This window comes from Pseudomonas sp. LBUM1659 (assembly GCF_059716045.1).
In genome coordinates this window covers 2,497,605-2,513,933 of record NZ_CP166797.1, presented here as the reverse complement: position 1 = coordinate 2,513,933, position 16,329 = coordinate 2,497,605, and the positions used below count along the sequence as shown (strand labels likewise).

The window sequence follows — 16,329 nt, the reverse complement described above, 5'->3', positions numbered from 1 at the left end:
GTCTTTTATAAAACATAAAGACGAGAGAAAAAATAAAAGGTCTGAAATCGTAGCCTTATGTATATTTGCGGCGATTAGAGTCGGTTGTTACCCGTTTCATATCGAAGCGATTGACGTCACGCCTACGGCAATGAACCTTTCGCAGTCCTGCCCCACAAATAATCTGCCTTGATAACCATGACATAATTCAATGTCACTTTGACGGGTAGAAATTGATGTCAACGAGCAGTCCAGGCATCACTTCCCCCAGACTGAACGTTAGATTCGGTTTACTCCGCGGCCAAGGGCTGAGCCCCTGGCACGCGGCCACTGTCAGTCCCCTTTGAGGGTGTAGCGGAGATGGAAAATGACATCGACCAGGCTTTCCACCAGCTCACGCTGCTGCTGACCTGTGCCGGCATTGAAGAACGTCAGAACGAGCGTCCCGGTGGTGGTTAAATCGTTTTCAAATGGTAAGTATTTCGGATCGTTGAAATCGACCGTAAACAAGCCGGAATCATCGAGCCCGCGGGACAGCGCAACATAGTTGCCGTCTTCCATCCCCAAGGTGGCCTCTACATCCTGATAAGGCCCAATCAAAGCCGGTAACGTAACGCTGATATTTTTGAAGCGCCCGGTCTTATGCGTGCTGCCATAGGCGCCGTTCAGATCAAGCGCAGCGATCTTCAGCGTAATGACTAGCTTGTCGTCGTTCAGCATCGTGATTGCTACGCCGCCAGCCTCTGCAACCGGGTTGCCCGAAAGCGCCCCGTTGAGGAACACGGAAAAGCTTTTACTGCTGCCCGCTCGAGTGATTTGAGTATTGAGCGAAATGGTTTTCTGAATCTCCAGCCCGCGTTTGTCCAGGCGCAGGTAGATGTTCTCCATTTTTTGCAGCTCCAGTTGCAAGCTTTCCCCGGCCAGCAAACCTTGATAGAGATCGTTCCACATTGGCGCGGTGAACAGACTGCCAGCGTTGGAATCGCCTATTTCGCGTCCCAGCGCAGCTTTCGTCGTCAGGCACAGCGCCAGTGCGCTGTCATACAACTGGTAGTAAAGCGAGGAGAGTCGACCGGACATCCAGTTAAACAACTCCAGCCCGGTGAAGCGTGTGGTCTGCAGGCTGTACTGCGCACGCATATTGCTCAGTTCCTGTGCGTACAGCGCTTTTTGCTTTTGCGCCATCGCCAGTTGCTGATTCTGCGACTGGATTTGTGCTGTCAGCTGTTTGACTTCGAATTCCGCACTTTCCTTCTGAATCTGCCAGTCCGCGCGTCGACGTCGGTACTGCTCACTGATATCCAGTCGCTGGGCCGAAGTTTCCAGGATCGTCGCCGACGCTTGCAGCCCAAAGGCCACCGCACGTGCCGCACCGCCCCATCGCGATCCACCTACCGCCAGCCCGAAGGTGTTAGGTGCCATTTCAACCGCAGCCCCCACCACGTTGCTGATCAGCGAGCCGGCGTTCAGCGCCCCGGCTGCCACACGCAAATCCATGGCACTCTGCTCACTGCTGGAAATCCAGTTGTTGTAAAGGCCCGTGTAATGCGCCAGGCGAGTTTTCGCACTGTTCAGCGCCTCTGTCGCGGCGGTCACCCCGGACGTCAGCGAGGCGATGTTATCGACCTGAAGTTCCTGAGTCAGTGTCGAGATCTGTTGCTGCTGGGTCTGTACCAACAGGGTCATGTACTCGTTGTCACGCTGCAGCAGTGCTGTTTGCAGTTCGTTGCCGAACTGAATGACGCTGCTCACCGCCGTGCGGGCCTTGTCCATCAATACCGGGAAGCGAAATTCACTGAGCTGCTTTTTGGCGGGCACTGAACCACCCACTGCGCCGTTGCCCGCGCCGTGCTGAAGCTGCAAGGCAGTGGGTGAAACCGGCGTGGCAAAGAGTGACAGCACCAAGGGCTGGCCATCGAGGGTCAGGTTGTTGCGCAGGTTGTAGAGGCGCACCTCCAGTTTGTCCCAGTACATCAACAGGTCAGCGTTGTAAGGGGGTAAAAAGCTGCCATTGGCGTCTTGCAGATGAGCCTTGAACAAGGTTGCCATGCGACTGGAAGTTTGTTCATTGCTGCTGTCGGATTGCTGAAGGCTGATGGCAGAAGCCTCCATTGCGACCGTGGGATTGGACCAACTGTTGGTGTAATCAATCTCCGGTCGCGGGCCCAGCATTTGCGAGGCCTGTATGTAGTACATTTTCGCCTGGGTCAGGTAATCGCGTTGCTGCATCCGGTAGCAATTGTCGCCATGCTCGATCAGCGTGTTCACACTGCTGAGGAAAATCGCCATCTTGTAATGCATGGGGTCATTCATGGCGATGACGTCCGGGTCGACCGTCTCGGGAATGGACGCATTCCAGGCCTGGTCCGCTTGCAGCGGCACCACGTTCCAGTAACGGATGTTCTCCTCTACCCTGTCCAGGATGCCTAGACTGTTACGATACCCCGTCGGCGAGAAGATATATTTATGCCATTGCTCTGCTCGAGCGTAGTTCTGCTCAGTCAGATAGCGGTCGGCGATCAGGAAACTGCTATGGAAGAACAACTCCCAAAAATACAGCCCATAGGAACTATTAAAATCAATAGGGGCCGTATTGCCATCTTCTACATTCTGAACCTGACAGTTGTAGCTTAAAAGACCAGCAACACCTTCACTTTGCAACATCGAAGTAAAATAGGGTGCCGAGCTAGTTTCCAGGTTGCTGACGACCAACTCACCAGAAGTTCCCAACACGCACTTCAATAGACCTCCAGCCAAATGAAAAAGTCGTCCAAACAATGGCAAATCATAACCCATGTAGACATGAATCTTTTGACTTTCCAACACACCACCAATACTCAACACCACCTCAAAATACCTAGTACGACCACTCAACTCATAAACAAACTCACTATTATTTCCGACTTGAAAACTTACCTCATCAATAACACCGCTATTATGATCAAACTGACGAACTACAGCGATCGCGGCATGTTTATAGCGCAACTCAATAGTCGAGCCAGAAACAAAACCTACCGTCACCACCGTATTTAACTTATGAAACTCATGAACATCTCCTTCCTTTGCCTTATCCTCAAACAGCGCAGCATCGGAATAAACAAAGTCTTTTTCCCCAAGAGCATAAGACTCATCTAAAAACCTTAATTTTCCCGCAAACATATTATTAACAAGCGAAAACTTCAAAGGCTTACGTGGAAGGCTCTCCTTTTTATAAGAAATCCACACACCATCACCCTGCAAATACCAGATATTACTGAAGTATTCATATTCAATCGTCACATTACTGCTACCGACGCCATTCTTTGCCGTTCGGCTAATCCAGCAAATATATAACCGCTGATTAAACCAACAAGGTCTTATCATATTATCCAAGGCCTCCTCGGTGGGTACATTGATCTTTAACCATTGTGACCACGCACCACCCGTAAGCGAGTTCTTATCGCTGCGCACAGCCATGTTGCAACTACGCCAGTAATAGTTGTGGGGGGCATTTTGGCTACGACCAATAAAGTAGAGGGTATCCTGACTATCAGCCGATGCATTCGTCCCAGCTTGATAGCCGCTGATGGTTTTCAGGTTGGCGAGTGTTTCGAAACTGAACAAATATTGCTGGAAACCTGCGTGTACCCGGCTGTCAGAAATGCGTCCTTGGTTAATGGTCTCTTCGAGGGATTTAAATAGTTCGGTTTTGCTATAGCGCAAACTAGGACTGATATAAGTAGAAGGATAATACTGCAAACGCTCCTTACCCGCCCACGTCGAATACACCTGATTGTAATCCGGCCAGTCATAAAGAAAGCGGCCTGGCTTGGATTGCTCAACCATAGTCGACCCAGACGCGTTGTTCACATCCGGATCAGTCCCCCTCAGGCAGCGATTAATGTACAACTGCAAACTGGAAATGGTTTCGGCAACCCGAGAAGTCAGGACTTCCGGGCCAATCCGGGTGTCGAGTAACAAATACTCGTAGAGTTCTTCAGCGCTATTAACATGCTGATTCAAGGAAGTCCCGTCTCCCAGTTCACTTGGGGGAATGCAGTAAGTGGTGTAATAGTCAACCAGCGCATCGCGTCGCGCGGTCTGGATGGCATTGATTGCGGTGGAAATAGTCATGGCATGCTCCTGGCATTGGTACAGTGACAACGGAGTTAGTGTTTGATCGTGGCCGTTAATTGCTCGGCAACACTACGAATCAAATCTGACTCTTGCGCGCTGACTTTTGATTTAGACATTCTATAAAGCTGGTCAATGCAGTTGCCTCCGACATTCAAGTGCGCACTGGCTAGCATCCAGGTTTCTAGATGACAAACGTCGTCGAAGCAGGTTGGAAAGGCTGAATAGGTCTGTTGATTAACCAGAGCGCTGTTCATCAGCGCTATTTTCTTCGAATCCCAGCCATGGATCATCGCCAATGCGTCAATGGCTTTGGTACTCGTCTGACCGGGTTGATTAGCCTTTTCGAAATAGTCGATAGCTTCGGAAGCCGGAACAACGGTTCGCAGTAACCATTGTTTAAGTCGTGCGATGCGCAAAAGTAACGGCATGGATGGCTTTGCGGCCAAGTCCATAAAGGCGCTATTCCTCACAGTCACTGTCGGCACGCGAGCTACGACAAAATCATCGAAATAATATTCATTACTCGAGTCGTCTCTGGTTTCAATCAATTTGATGGTTGTCGTCGTCGAGGTCGCGACAAAGGTAAACTTGACCGTGGCTGCGGCAGCGAAGGCGGCGGTTTCCAAAGACCCAAGCACCGTCGCACCGTCCAAGGCCTGGGCTGTCGCCCTACAGGCTGAGTAGGTGTTGTTATGACCGCGCACCCAAAACTGCACGACATAGGTTTCCCCCTCGACCGTCGTCACATTCTGCTGGATGACACCGTTCACTGAAGCCCCACTCTCGAAGGTCATATGGCCATTGCCGTGAAGAAAAACCGTTCCGCTGGTGCCCCACCCCGTAGCGCCTCCGGTAAAGCTGCCGTTGCTGATAATGTTCGTAGCGTTTGAGGTAACGGTGGCTGTTCGGGATGTGCCCGTACCACTGATAGGCCCTAGGGTGGCATTGTTCAAGACGACATTGCTCGCAGTGAAGGAACTTCCAGGATCCTCACTAAACGTAAACGTGACCTCTCCACTCCTCCCGGGAGATAGATCGCCAACGCTACTGCTGATGCTCACCAAAGTGAAGAATCCGGCCTGGTCGACAATCAAGTTCAGGTCTTGCTCGGTCAAATCGGCCCACTGAGCAATCAGGGCATATTGCGCCATGCCTTGGCTGTAACGAACCATGTTGGCCGAGGCTTGCGAAGCATCCTCTGCGGGTTCATTACCATGAACTCGCTTCACATCTGCCCAGAAATCACCGAGGCCATAGGCCGTTATGCCATCAGGCATACGGAAGAATGAGTCCTGCCATTGCAGCAATTTCGCCATAATATTGGATTTACTTTTAAACGCGGGCGCAATGGCTTGGTACAACCTTTGTTGAAGTTTTGGGGAGAGTGGTGCATTAGCCTGACGAGTTGACGCCGCACTATCGTTGATAAGGGACGTGTAAATATTGTGGGTAAAGTTGTGTAGCTCAGGCGTGAGGACAGAGCTGTAGACTTCGGAAGTCATACTCAGGGCGATGCGAACATCCAACTGATTATCGACCATCCAGGCAAGCACCGCTTCGGTTTGCCGAATAATCTCTAGCGTATCCAGCGTGGCCTCGCGGGCCACTCGTCTGGCTGTATCTTTACCGGGATTGAGCAACTCCCAGAGCAGGTCCGCCTCGGTAAAACTCAGACCGAGCATGCGTGGAATCATGGCCAATCGGTAGAGTTGCGCATAACGCGTCGAGTTCATGGTTACCGCGGTGAGGCTTGCACCTTCGAAGGCCAGCCCGGCCATCTTCTGGAGCTCATCCGCCGAGACTTTAAGTGCCCCACAAACGATGGCGGTTTGAGCACTGTGTACTGCAGAGTCAAAGTTGAGCGTGGCGTTCAGAGCAAGGGTGGTGCTATCGATCGTCGAGGTAAAAAGCCGTTGATATAGGCTCTGTTCGGACTGGCGAGCGTAGGTATTCATGTCGCCAAGGAAACAGCAGAACTCGTCACAGGAGATTCCGTACTTAGTCGACAGACGCGTAAATTCGGCAAGGGTACTCAGCACCTGCGAATCAAGGCGCAACACCTGTTCCTTGTGGAGAGCCCGATTAGCATTCATGATCAACCAATCAAGCTCATGAAATTCGAGATCGACCTGGCGTTGAAGGCGAATGAGTCGCTGTGCACGATCACAGAAAATCACCTTACTATCGCCGGACAGTTTCAGCTCAAGCTTGTTTGCCTCAGCCGTGCAAACGAGCAAAGAGGCGGGATCTGAATTCACATCCGATAGATAGGTTTGCCCGTATACGTCGACGTTAACAGGCTCAATGTCACCATAGCGCCAGAACACCGACCTCATGAGATTGGCGACAACATTGCCCGAGTAGTCGGCCTGAGCTGTCATGCCGATCAGCTGATTGAAAGACAGCCCGGTACGCGCGATAAATTCATCGACCGACTTGAGTTTCCCGGCGATATCTTCCTGCGCAGCAAGGTTGTAATGACGTTTCACTGCCGCTTCATTAGAGGCAGAGTTAACCAGCAAAGAGTAAAGCTCGGGTGCTATTTCCAGTTGCTCTCGCGATCTCGGCGACGGCGTGACGTCCGCAAGTAGTGAGCCACTGCTCCACTCTAAGAAGGCGTTGAAGGCGGTCATCTGATCATCGGCCAGCGCGGACCAGAGCGCCACCAGTGAAAGTTTGTTCGCCGACAACACACTACGTACCTGCACCAGATTGTCGTGATAAGGCAGTGTCATCGGGTACCAGACAGTTTCCAGCGTCTGCAGGTCAGGAGCACCGGATGATGCCTGCATGCCTTTCAACAAGGTCTCGTTCAAGATGTCGAGTGTCGATATTTCTTTAACCAGATTGGTTTCATCCAAAATTAGGTTTTTGATATCTGGACGACGATTATCTATATGCAGCGGGCTGCTGTCGGAGTGAAGACCTTGGGCAATCCTATAAAGCTCAACCAAGTAGCGTCCCGGCGAGAACAGCGATTGAATAGACGTTACTTCCGCGTAGCCAGCGCCGGAACGCTCGTCAAAAAGATCATCAAAATCTACGGCGCCACCCAGCGAGCGCCCCATCGCCACTTGTAGCTCCTGCGGAAATGGTGCAATGCCCAATTTTGGAATGCTTTGCATGACCGGTTCATTACGAGAGCGGAGTGTTCGATGGATACTCTCCAGGGCTTCGACTCGCTTGCACGCTGCCGCATGAATCAGTTCAGCCTGCTCTCCAGACAGTTCTTCCATCGTGCAGCAAAATTGTTCAAGTGGTTCTTTAACAATATCGAATATCGAACTAAAACCCTTTTCGTCAAGCTGCTTTAGTGCCACTTCGCTTTCCGTGGATATTTGTAGCGACCGCAACAAAGACTCGTTCATAGTATTATTCCCAGAAATTTTCTCTATTGAAAACCGAAGTGCAGTGCGCTGTCAGCCATGGACAGACGAGCCAGCACGCAGAAAGTACGAAACTTAATGAGTCAAATCATTCGCAAGATCGATAAAAAACTTGATAGGCCCGCAAGAAAACCGACGCTGAGGGCTCAAGCCTGCCCAGCGCATTGCGATGCCTCTCTATAATGTTTTAACACCTTTGCAGTGTCCTTTATAAAACATAAAGACGAGAGAAAAAACAAAAGGTCTGAAATCGTAGTGCTATGTATATTTGCGGCGATTAGAGTCGGTTGTTACTCGCTACATATCGAAGCGAGCATCATCCCGCTCTGCCTACAGACTGAATGTTAGATTCGGTTTACTGCGCTGCCAATTTAGCCATATGAATGACCACTGTTTATTCGATGAGGCTGTCATCGACGTGGAATAGTTCAAAGACGAGAATCCAGCTAGCTGAATAGACCCGACAGTCACCGTCAAAAACCCGGTAACTGTCAGATTAGGTCTGAGCTTTACAGTTTATATAGCCTGGCGGATCATCAACTGCGGTAAGGTTTCCGCCCCAAATTTACAATTTTATCACCCTTGAAATTTCGAACACCTCCTGGCTTCCAACTTTCCTTAATTCGTGCGCCGACACCTGTATAGTACGAATCCAACTGTTCTATATTTTCTAAAACTGTCCACCGCCCTCTGTCGAGCATGGCCACAGGAAATTCTCCCGGCCGCGCCACCGCCCCTAGTACACCTTCGGAGAGAGTAACCTCATCAGATTCAGAAGCCACCATATGGGACAAGAAATTAACTTGAGGTCCGTGCCTTATTACATTTCGTTGTTTAACGTCAAAGGGCCTATTGAGATCGACCGCTGCGACATGCCTATTCATCATATCAATAATGCCTTGTTCCTCTTTTGAATCCGTCAACACTGTACGTGGCCGCCCTGCTCCTCGGAATGTAATAAGGTCATGCATGTCATAGTCCCCTGTGAAGGGGGTCGCCGACCAATTTTCCTGGCTCTTTAATGAAGCAAGGCTGCCTTCAAGATCTTTAACATCGACCGGATAGATGGGCTGGTCAAGTTCTTTTTCACCGCTGAGATAAATACCGACCAACCCCGTCTTGTCCCAGTGACCGACATACCCTTCAATTCCAGCCGACTTTACTTGCGCCAGCACACTGGGCGCTTTTTCAGCCCCATACGCATTCTCGATAGAACTCTTTTTGATGGTTTTTTCGAGTATGTTATGCCCTTTCGCTGCGGCACCTTTCGCCAAAGCATCCAGTGTCGCTTTGCCTGCCGACCTGAAGCTGACGGCGAAATTACCTTTTCTCGAGGCGTCTTCAAGAGCCTTCATATGGCCGGACCATACAAACTCTTTAGAAATCCGGTTTTGACCATCAGGGTCCATGTAGTTGATCGAGTTGTTGCCCACCATCCGAAACAGATTCAACCCATCCACCGTCCCCGCCGGATCCGGATTCAACCAACGGCCCAACCACGCCGCGTAGTAACGGAAACCGTAGTAATACAACCCCGTTGCATCACGCTCCTTGCCCGAGTACCGCACAAACTTGTATTTCGTTTCGCTGGCATTTTTGCCCGACCACACCGCCGTGCCGCCGTAGGGGTAATACTCTTCCAGCGTCAGAATGTCGGCCTGCTGATCCAGTTCCAGCAGACTCGAACCCAGCTGGTTGTCCAGGCTGCCGCGCAGTTGGTCATTCGGGATGCCCTCAGGCTGGTCCGTTTCCCAGTGCAGCACCCGCACCTGCTGGCGGCCGGCCGAACCGACCTTGATGACATGCAACTCTTCCTCGGTGTAGGTGCTGGCGCCTTGTAAGCGCTGGGTCCGGCGCAGCTCCAGTCCCGGCAAGTAGAGCACCTGGGCACGGCGCAGCAACGTGCTGTTATGGCTGTCGGTGGTTTTGCGCACGCGGGCGCCGTCACCGTCGTATTGGTAATACTCCGCATCGTCCTCACCGCCCGGGCGCACCACTTGGGCGACCCGCTGCAATTGATTGCGCCCGTCCCAGCTCATCGGTTGCCCGTGGGCCAGTTCGATCAAATTGCCGCCAGCGTCGAAATGCCCTTCGACTTCTGCCGGCAACAGCTGCCCGGTTTGGCGCACCGCGCGATTGGAGCTCGGCGAGACCAGCATATCCAGCGTGTAATGCTGCCGACCCTGGTGCCGTATTTGCGTCAGGTTGCCGCCATCGTCGTACCGGTACAGGCGGGTGTATTGGCTGAATTGGTTCGGGTCCGTAGCGATCGGCACCTCAGGGGTCGGCAAAACCGGCCCCTGCTGGCTGGCATTGGCGTTCTCCCGGCCCGTGGCGCTCAACAACTGGTACAGGGCGTCGTAACCGTAGCTGTTCACCGGTTCGATGCGCTGGTTGTTGTGATACCGGGTTTGAATGGCGGCGTCGGTGATCGACAGGATGTTGCCCACCGGGTCGAAGCAATAATTCAGGTCCTGCAGCAGCGTGTTGCGCCCGCTCTGCACCGGCCGTGTCGTGCGCAGCCGGCTCAAGCGCCGGGTTTGCGCCTCGTAGGTGTACTCGGTGACCACGCCATTGAACGCCCGCTCCTGCAACACCTGGCCGGCGGCGCTGTAACTGATTGCGACCAGAATCGGACGCTCCGCGATGCCATCGGCCAGGCGCAAGGCACTGCTGGCCAACTGTCCCGCCACGTCAAGGGACTGGTGCTGTTGATTGCCGCGGGCATCGATACTGCGCAACACCTCGCCTTGTGCGTTGTAGTCCAGGCGGCTGGAATAGCGCTCGGTCTCCAGCAATGCCTGCCACTGGGCCTCCTCCCCTTGCCAGTCACTCTGCGCCAGTGGGTCTTGCAAGAACTGGCGCCCCCCGTGCAGCGGCTGTCCGCTCAGGGTATAGCGGGTCGCTTCAGTGAGCCCGGCAGAGTCATAACTTCGCACCCGTTGCCCCCGACAATTGCCCGCGACGGCCTCGACCAGCCCTTCGCCATAGACATGGCGCTCACTGATACGCTCAGGTTCCGTCGACCTATCGCGCTCATGCACCGTGGTCAGGCGATGCACTTCGTCATAGTCGAAGCGACTGGTCTGACCCCGGCTGCCTTGCTGCCAAAACGGACTGGCGACGATGTCAAACAGCGTCACCTGATTGCCCGCGTCCTGGCTCTGGCTGCGCAACACCTGGCCGGACAACGAGCAGTGATAACGGAAGTTGGGCACCACGTCCGGATTGCCTGCCTGCGCGGCAAACAACCGCGCGTCCAAGTGACTCAAAGGCTGTCCGGTGACGGTGTAGGTTTGCCGGGCAATCAGCGTACGAACCGCTTCGCCGGCAAGGTTGCGATTGAACTCCAGCGCGCGCACGGACAACCCACGGTTGTCCATGATTGCCACCATCGGGGTGCCGTGGCAGAGCTCGGCGGTGGCCTGGTTGGAAACAGTACCCATGGTGAAGTCCTCAAGGGGAAAATCGACATGCGCCATGACCTCTTTAAGCATGTGCTTTTTTATCATCCGCAACTAAAGCAACACGATCCGATCACAACACTTAGTCAACACTTTGGAAGTGTTCTATCTAGGAAACCATGCGCGCTGGCTACTAAGTACTGATAAAGCCGCACTCAACCCAGCCCTGTGTCTTTCTTATAAAACTGCCCGCTGCCAGAGCACAGCAAAGACCTGAAACCAAAACTTTAGCCCTAGCAACAGGAGCAACGAATGACCACGCCAATCTTTGGATGAATACCCCCCACAAACATATCGCCCTCGTTAATAAATTGCATTATTGATGACCGACAAAGCTCATACCAAAGTTTCTATTTTTTTTCGCCACCATCTTGAGCGCTTCCGATATTCAGCTTTTTATAAATATAGGATTGCAACAACATCAGCGTCGCATCCGCCCCCAGCCAACCACACAACCCAATAATGACGCCGGAAACTTCCGGTGTAACACCAGCAGAACGACACCCCAACAGCACGAGATACCCCGCGAATGCTGCGCCAACCCCTTGTAACGCCGTCTCGCCAAGTTTTATTGTTTGACGAGCACCGAGCTTGCGCATCATGTGTCCAATCACTCCACCTGTGGCGGCGATGACAACGTATACCCACGAACTAAAAAAACCGGATAACGGATCATCATCATTCATACTTTTCACCATTTCATTAAAAAACAAGCACTACCAACGTTTTAACTACCCTCCTACGCCACGTCCATTAACTATATGTTTTCAGACTCCTATTCACCGTCGATTTACGGCAAGCGGATTAGATTTTCTGCAATGCAGATATCGCTCTACAATGACGGGAACGTGGACTATATCGCTAATACTCCCCCCTTACTTCGGACGAAAAACAATGCAGACTAGTCTTTTGGACGCGACGGGAATTGAATCACTGGTATTGAGATTTCCTGATCAGGCTCGCAGACTATTTTAGTTCAGTGAGGTCTGGCAGAACGCTACTTACACCGGATGCTGTCAGACCCAAAGCGAGTGACACTAAATAACGCGGGTTTTCGAATCCATGGCGGCCATGACAAGAATCTGGGTGGGGGTCATGTGCTGGTGGGGTTCTATGCAACCAGGAAAGCTGTTTGCACCCTTTCGCTGTTGCAATCGGCGATGGGCTAGCGGGCCCTCTCTCGATCCCAGGGAAGGCTACTGCCCTTTGGATGTCGATAGGCATGGCAAGGCTCGTCTGATCAAGGGCTAACTAACAAATCAGTTAACCGGTGGCAAATTTTTTGTGTGCCGGCCGGTAACGACCTGCTGTCAGACAGGCCTTCATTTCACAGGCTGCCTGATGAATCGATCTCCGTACAGAACCGCAAAACGCCGCGTAATCAACGTTGTTGCGGATCAAGTGGACGATCGTCAAGGATAGGATCGAAGCTACCTTCACGGTCTCTGGGGATGTCCAGGCGTAGCGATCCGTCATCGATTAGTTCAGCGAAGAAAGCTCAGATTTGCCCAAGGCAACTCGAAGCGTAGAATCATGCCTGCCAACCTGAATGTACAAAGTCAAAACTTCTCAAAACTGTTATTTGCAACCCACGAACACAAAACCTCTCCATTGCACGGCATTCACAACGCTCTGAAATGACAATGCAGTATTCGTATGAACAAAGTGAATTTCCCTCTTTTGAGAAAATTTCATTTAAATCGGATTCCTATAGATTCCGATCCCTATAGATTCCAACAGCGTAGATTTACCCCGTCTTATTAATGCAATACGGCACAAGACGCCAACGGTACGCAGCCCTGATTTTGCTTTCCTGAAAGCTATATTGACTACTCTATCGCCGAGCAATCGAGTCGACCCCCCATAAAAACAAAAACAACATTTAGTAACAACTATGTGATTGCCCCTATTTGAAACCGGGCGTAATACTTTTCAGCAACAAAATAATGACTCGAAGCCACGCCATGATCACCACACTTATTTCACAAGAAACCAATCCTGAAAAAATAGTAGCGATCATAAAAAAACTGGACATGACAGCGGAAGTCAAAAAACTCTTGGCCACCTTAGACAACCAGGAAAAACCCAGCGATACAAACGTGCGTCGCGCTGCGCTCCTGGATATTGTCAACCCGCACACAAACACACTGACTCTGCACTGCAATGACTTCGGCAATATCAGTATCAAGATTCCAAATACTTCGAATTCCTCCGCACTTTACTCAGTGCCCGGTTACAGCATTTTATTTGCCATCAATCATCAGTCTTTTACGATTCAGCCGTACAGTGTCACAGAGGAGCGGTTAACTATAAAAGACAGCGTGACCGTCAGTGAAGGCAATCCCGTGGTGATTGACGGTCGCAACACATTGTTCGACTGCAATCCGCCAGGCGAAGGCGATCAAGCATTTATCGGCAGTATCAACCTGCCTCATCGAAGTGCCGACATCAGTGTGTTTGACCGTGAGTCATTATGCAAAATCGCCTGGTTCCCCCATGACGACAGCGCCGCGCGCTATCTCGTCAGCCTTGAATTGCTTGAAGCGGCGCAGGATCCAGAGGCTGGCAAGGTGGCCGAAGAGCTGATCTATCACTACCACCCTGCCGTTGCCTGGCGAGCATTTCAAATGATTTATCAGAAAGATCGACAGATCGCGTTGCATTACATACCGCTGCTGCGCCAATTGCAAAACCGTCGCCTGGATCATTTGCTGGATCTATACAGTGAGGCCGTATGAAACTCAGTACATTCGTTGAGCGCATGGCACGTTATGACTTGCAACGGGATGTACCAAACATCATTGATGACTTAGTACAATTGGCGAACAACCGCACATTACTGAGCGAGCATCTTTACAGCAACCTCCAAAAAAATGGATTCAGCACTCGCAATAGTCTTTACAACCCTTACGCATTTGTATTGCATAACGAGGACTTATTCACGGTGCGACTGGGCTTCTGGTCACCGATCATTACACAGGATGAAAGCGAAACTTTCATTTATCACATGAACCACACCCACGACTTTGAAATCTATGCAGTGGGTTACAGTGGCGACGGCTATACAACAACCATGCGAACAATCCTTGATCGCGCACCGTTGCAAGCCGGAATAAAACCTTCACTGGGTGAGGAGCGCACTTTAAAACTTGCGCCGGGTCATGTTCTGCACATGGCGCCGTTGTATGAAATACACAAGCAACTCCCACCTGAAACATTGTCCGCTTCACTGAGTTTGATCATTCATCCTCGGCAGGCGACAAAAACCGAAGAGGCCTGGTGCTTCGACGAAAACTACGTGCCGACTTATCCCGGCATCGCTACGCAGGAAGCAGCGCTTTTTGAACAAACGCTGTCCCTGCTCCAACGTGGGTAGCCATAGCAGCCCAATCAGTCAAAAAAGGAAATTTGTATGAGCAAGCCAATGACCAACTGGAACGAAACTCCGCTGCTTCATGCCGGAACCAAAGTGATTAACACACCGGTAAAAACCGCCCTGGTGGAGCCGTGCCAGGGCATATTTTTGCGATTCAATGTGGGTAATATCCACGCAATCAAGGAAATCAGGAATGTGCCACAAAACGGCTAAGGCGGTTCTCGCTTAGAGACTCATCAGGCGGCAAACCGGCAAGGTTTGTCGCCTTTTTACGGTTCTTCAAGGAAGCAAACTGAGCTGAAAACTGCCCAATTCAGCTTTAGGGAAGGTCTGAAGTGTCGCTCGCAAGGGCACGATCATGCCATGCCCAAAACACCTTCTCCATGCATCTGCCGCATCAACGCCACCCCGCTCTCCATAAACTCCGGCGACCCGGCCATCCCTGCCTCCACCGCCAGCCCTTCCAACTGCGTACGCCCATTCAGCTCGGGAAATTCCGCAATACGCTGCAACAACCGCCACGCCAATAGGCTCAACTCCGAAAACTTCACGCTCCAGTCTTCCGCCCGCCGCACCAGCAATAAAGTCGGTTGAGCGGGTGCTGCCTCGGGGTGAAAGTCCGGCCCCACCAATTGCACCGGCCAGCCATACGCCAGCGGCCACGCCAGTGGCGAAACCTGCAACGGCCGCGCCATGATCAACGCTACATCACTCGGCGCTAACGGCTCGGCATCAGATTGCTGCAACGCCATCTCGACCCACTCGTAATGCGCCAATTCCACCATGAACGGCGGCCATGTGCCCTCGCTCAATGCCTGCGGTTCTGCCGCGAGAAACTCGACAAACTCCTGGGCAATCTCACCGAATTTCGGCGTGCGCGCGCGGTAGTCCCTCAGGAAAATCCGCACCAGCGTGCGCCACTGTTCATCACCGAGTATCTTGATCAGCACCGGAAACGTCCCGCTGAGCAACGTCGACAGGTTGGCGAAAATCAGGTCGCGATACACCTGCGCCCGCGCGGCATTCATTTCACCAGGCGGCGCGCAGTGATCGGGATCGCGCAGGTAGCGGCCCAGGGTGGTTTGTTGTTCAAACAGGCTAGGCTTATCCACGGTTCACCCCCTCGGTTTGCAAGCGGCGAATGGTCTGCAATTCGGCCATCAATTCGGAAAACGCCGGGAAGTTGAAATCCCGCTCCAGCAGCGTCGGTTGCGCGCCGAACCGGGCATAGGCCTGCGCCAGCAACGACCAGACCACCGGTTTCACCGAGGCGCCATGGGTGTCGATTTTCAAAGTGTCGGATTCATCGAAGTGCCCGGCCACATGCATCGCCACCACCCGACCAGAGTCGATGCCGGCCAGAAACGTGTGCGGATCGAAACCGTGATTGATCGAATTGACGTACACGTTGTTGACGTCCAGCAACAGGTCGCAATCGGCCTCGCGCAACACCGCGTTAGTGAAGGTCACCTCGTCCATGTCCTGCTGCGGCGCGGCGTAGTAGGAGACATTTTCCACCGCCAGCCGCCGGCCAAGAATGTCCTGGGCCTGACGGATGCGCGCAGCCACGTGATGCACCGCTTCTTCGGTAAACGGCAGTGGCAATAGGTCGTAGAGGTGACCGTCATCGCTGCAATAGCTCAAATGTTCGCTGTACAGCGGCACCCGGTAATGGTCGAGGAACACCCGGACTTCTTGCAGAAACCCGACGTCCAGCGGCGCCGGCCCGCCGAGGGACAACGATAAGCCGTGACAGGACAACGGGAAACGCTCGGCCAGGGCGCGCAACGCATGGCCATGGGCGCCGCCGATGCCGATCCAGTTTTCCGGCGCGACTTCCAGAAAGTCGAAATCGCCAGTGCGGGCGGCCTGAAGGTCTTTCATTAAGCCGCGACGCAGGCCGAGCCCGACGGTGGCCTTGGTTGATGAAGAGGTCTGCATGGTGTCGATCTCAATGATTGCCGTAACCGAATCACAGTTAATCGAAGCGCTGTATCGGGGCTGTGTT

9 protein-coding genes are annotated in these 16,329 nt (G+C 52.5%); 3 read left to right on the top strand and 6 right to left on the bottom strand.

Translation table 11 applies throughout. The annotated features are described in order from the left end of the window. Positions 1–312: 312 nt before the first annotated feature. The 4 genes from ACA048_RS11395 to ACA048_RS11380 form a co-directional block, all read right to left on the bottom strand. Positions 313–4,092: a Tc toxin subunit A-related protein gene (locus ACA048_RS11395; RefSeq protein ID WP_497629190.1), complete on the bottom strand. Its 3,780-nt coding sequence runs from the start codon at positions 4,090–4,092 to the stop codon at positions 313–315. A 35-nt stretch (positions 4,093–4,127) separates the two neighbouring features. After that, entirely contained in the window at positions 4,128–7,463 is a 3,336-nt protein-coding gene (locus tag ACA048_RS11390) for a Tc toxin subunit A (protein WP_497629189.1), read from the bottom strand. 554 nt (positions 7,464–8,017) lie between these two features. Then, a complete protein-coding gene (locus tag ACA048_RS11385) occupies positions 8,018–10,978 on the bottom strand; it encodes an RHS repeat-associated core domain-containing protein (RefSeq protein ID WP_497629188.1) in 2,961 nt (986 codons plus the stop codon). 317 nt (positions 10,979–11,295) lie between these two features. After that, a complete protein-coding gene (locus ACA048_RS11380) occupies positions 11,296–11,631 on the bottom strand; it encodes a phage holin family protein (protein WP_497629187.1) in 336 nt (111 codons plus the stop codon). Between the two features lie 1,278 nt (positions 11,632–12,909). On the opposite strand from ACA048_RS11380, the gene ACA048_RS11375 reads away from it, so the two are divergent. From ACA048_RS11375 to ACA048_RS11365, 3 genes are read left to right on the top strand one after another with little or no spacing between them, the layout of a single operon-like run. Beyond that, positions 12,910–13,683: a hypothetical protein gene (locus tag ACA048_RS11375; RefSeq protein ID WP_497629186.1), complete on the top strand. Its 774-nt coding sequence runs from the start codon at positions 12,910–12,912 to the stop codon at positions 13,681–13,683. Further along, positions 13,680–14,321, top strand: a complete 642-nt coding sequence (locus tag ACA048_RS11370; protein WP_497629185.1) for a transposase — start codon at positions 13,680–13,682, stop codon at positions 14,319–14,321. The genes ACA048_RS11375 and ACA048_RS11370 overlap by 4 nt, the downstream gene beginning before the upstream one ends. 36 nt (positions 14,322–14,357) lie before the next feature. After that, complete coding sequence (locus ACA048_RS11365; protein ID WP_497629184.1) at positions 14,358–14,534, top strand: hypothetical protein; 177 nt, start codon at positions 14,358–14,360, stop codon at positions 14,532–14,534. A 143-nt stretch (positions 14,535–14,677) separates the two neighbouring features. Here ACA048_RS11365 and ACA048_RS11360 read toward each other — a convergent pair whose 3' ends face one another. Next, positions 14,678–15,433: an HvfC family RiPP maturation protein gene (locus tag ACA048_RS11360; protein ID WP_497629183.1), complete on the bottom strand. Its 756-nt coding sequence runs from the start codon at positions 15,431–15,433 to the stop codon at positions 14,678–14,680. Beyond that, positions 15,426–16,262, bottom strand: a complete 837-nt coding sequence (locus tag ACA048_RS11355; RefSeq protein WP_497629182.1) for an HvfB family MNIO-type RiPP peptide maturase — start codon at positions 16,260–16,262, stop codon at positions 15,426–15,428. Before ACA048_RS11355 ends, ACA048_RS11360 begins: the two co-directional genes overlap by 8 nt. Positions 16,263–16,329 lie beyond the last annotated feature (67 nt).

Excerpts from the sequence above, each read along its gene's own strand:
- ACA048_RS11395 (WP_497629190.1), bottom strand. The coding sequence starts at position 4,092 with ATGACTATTTCCACCGCAATCAATGCCATCCAGACCGCGCGACGCGAT.
- ACA048_RS11390 (WP_497629189.1), bottom strand. The coding sequence starts at position 7,463 with ATGAACGAGTCTTTGTTGCGGTCGCTACAAATATCCACGGAAAGCGAA.
- ACA048_RS11385 (WP_497629188.1), bottom strand. The coding sequence starts at position 10,978 with ATGCTTAAAGAGGTCATGGCGCATGTCGATTTTCCCCTTGAGGACTTC.
- ACA048_RS11380 (WP_497629187.1), bottom strand. The coding sequence starts at position 11,631 with ATGAATGATGATGATCCGTTATCCGGTTTTTTTAGTTCGTGGGTATAC.
- ACA048_RS11375 (WP_497629186.1), top strand. The coding sequence starts at position 12,910 with ATGATCACCACACTTATTTCACAAGAAACCAATCCTGAAAAAATAGTA.
- ACA048_RS11370 (WP_497629185.1), top strand. The coding sequence starts at position 13,680 with ATGAAACTCAGTACATTCGTTGAGCGCATGGCACGTTATGACTTGCAA.
- ACA048_RS11365 (WP_497629184.1), top strand. The coding sequence starts at position 14,358 with ATGAGCAAGCCAATGACCAACTGGAACGAAACTCCGCTGCTTCATGCC.
- ACA048_RS11355 (WP_497629182.1), bottom strand. The coding sequence starts at position 16,262 with ATGCAGACCTCTTCATCAACCAAGGCCACCGTCGGGCTCGGCCTGCGT.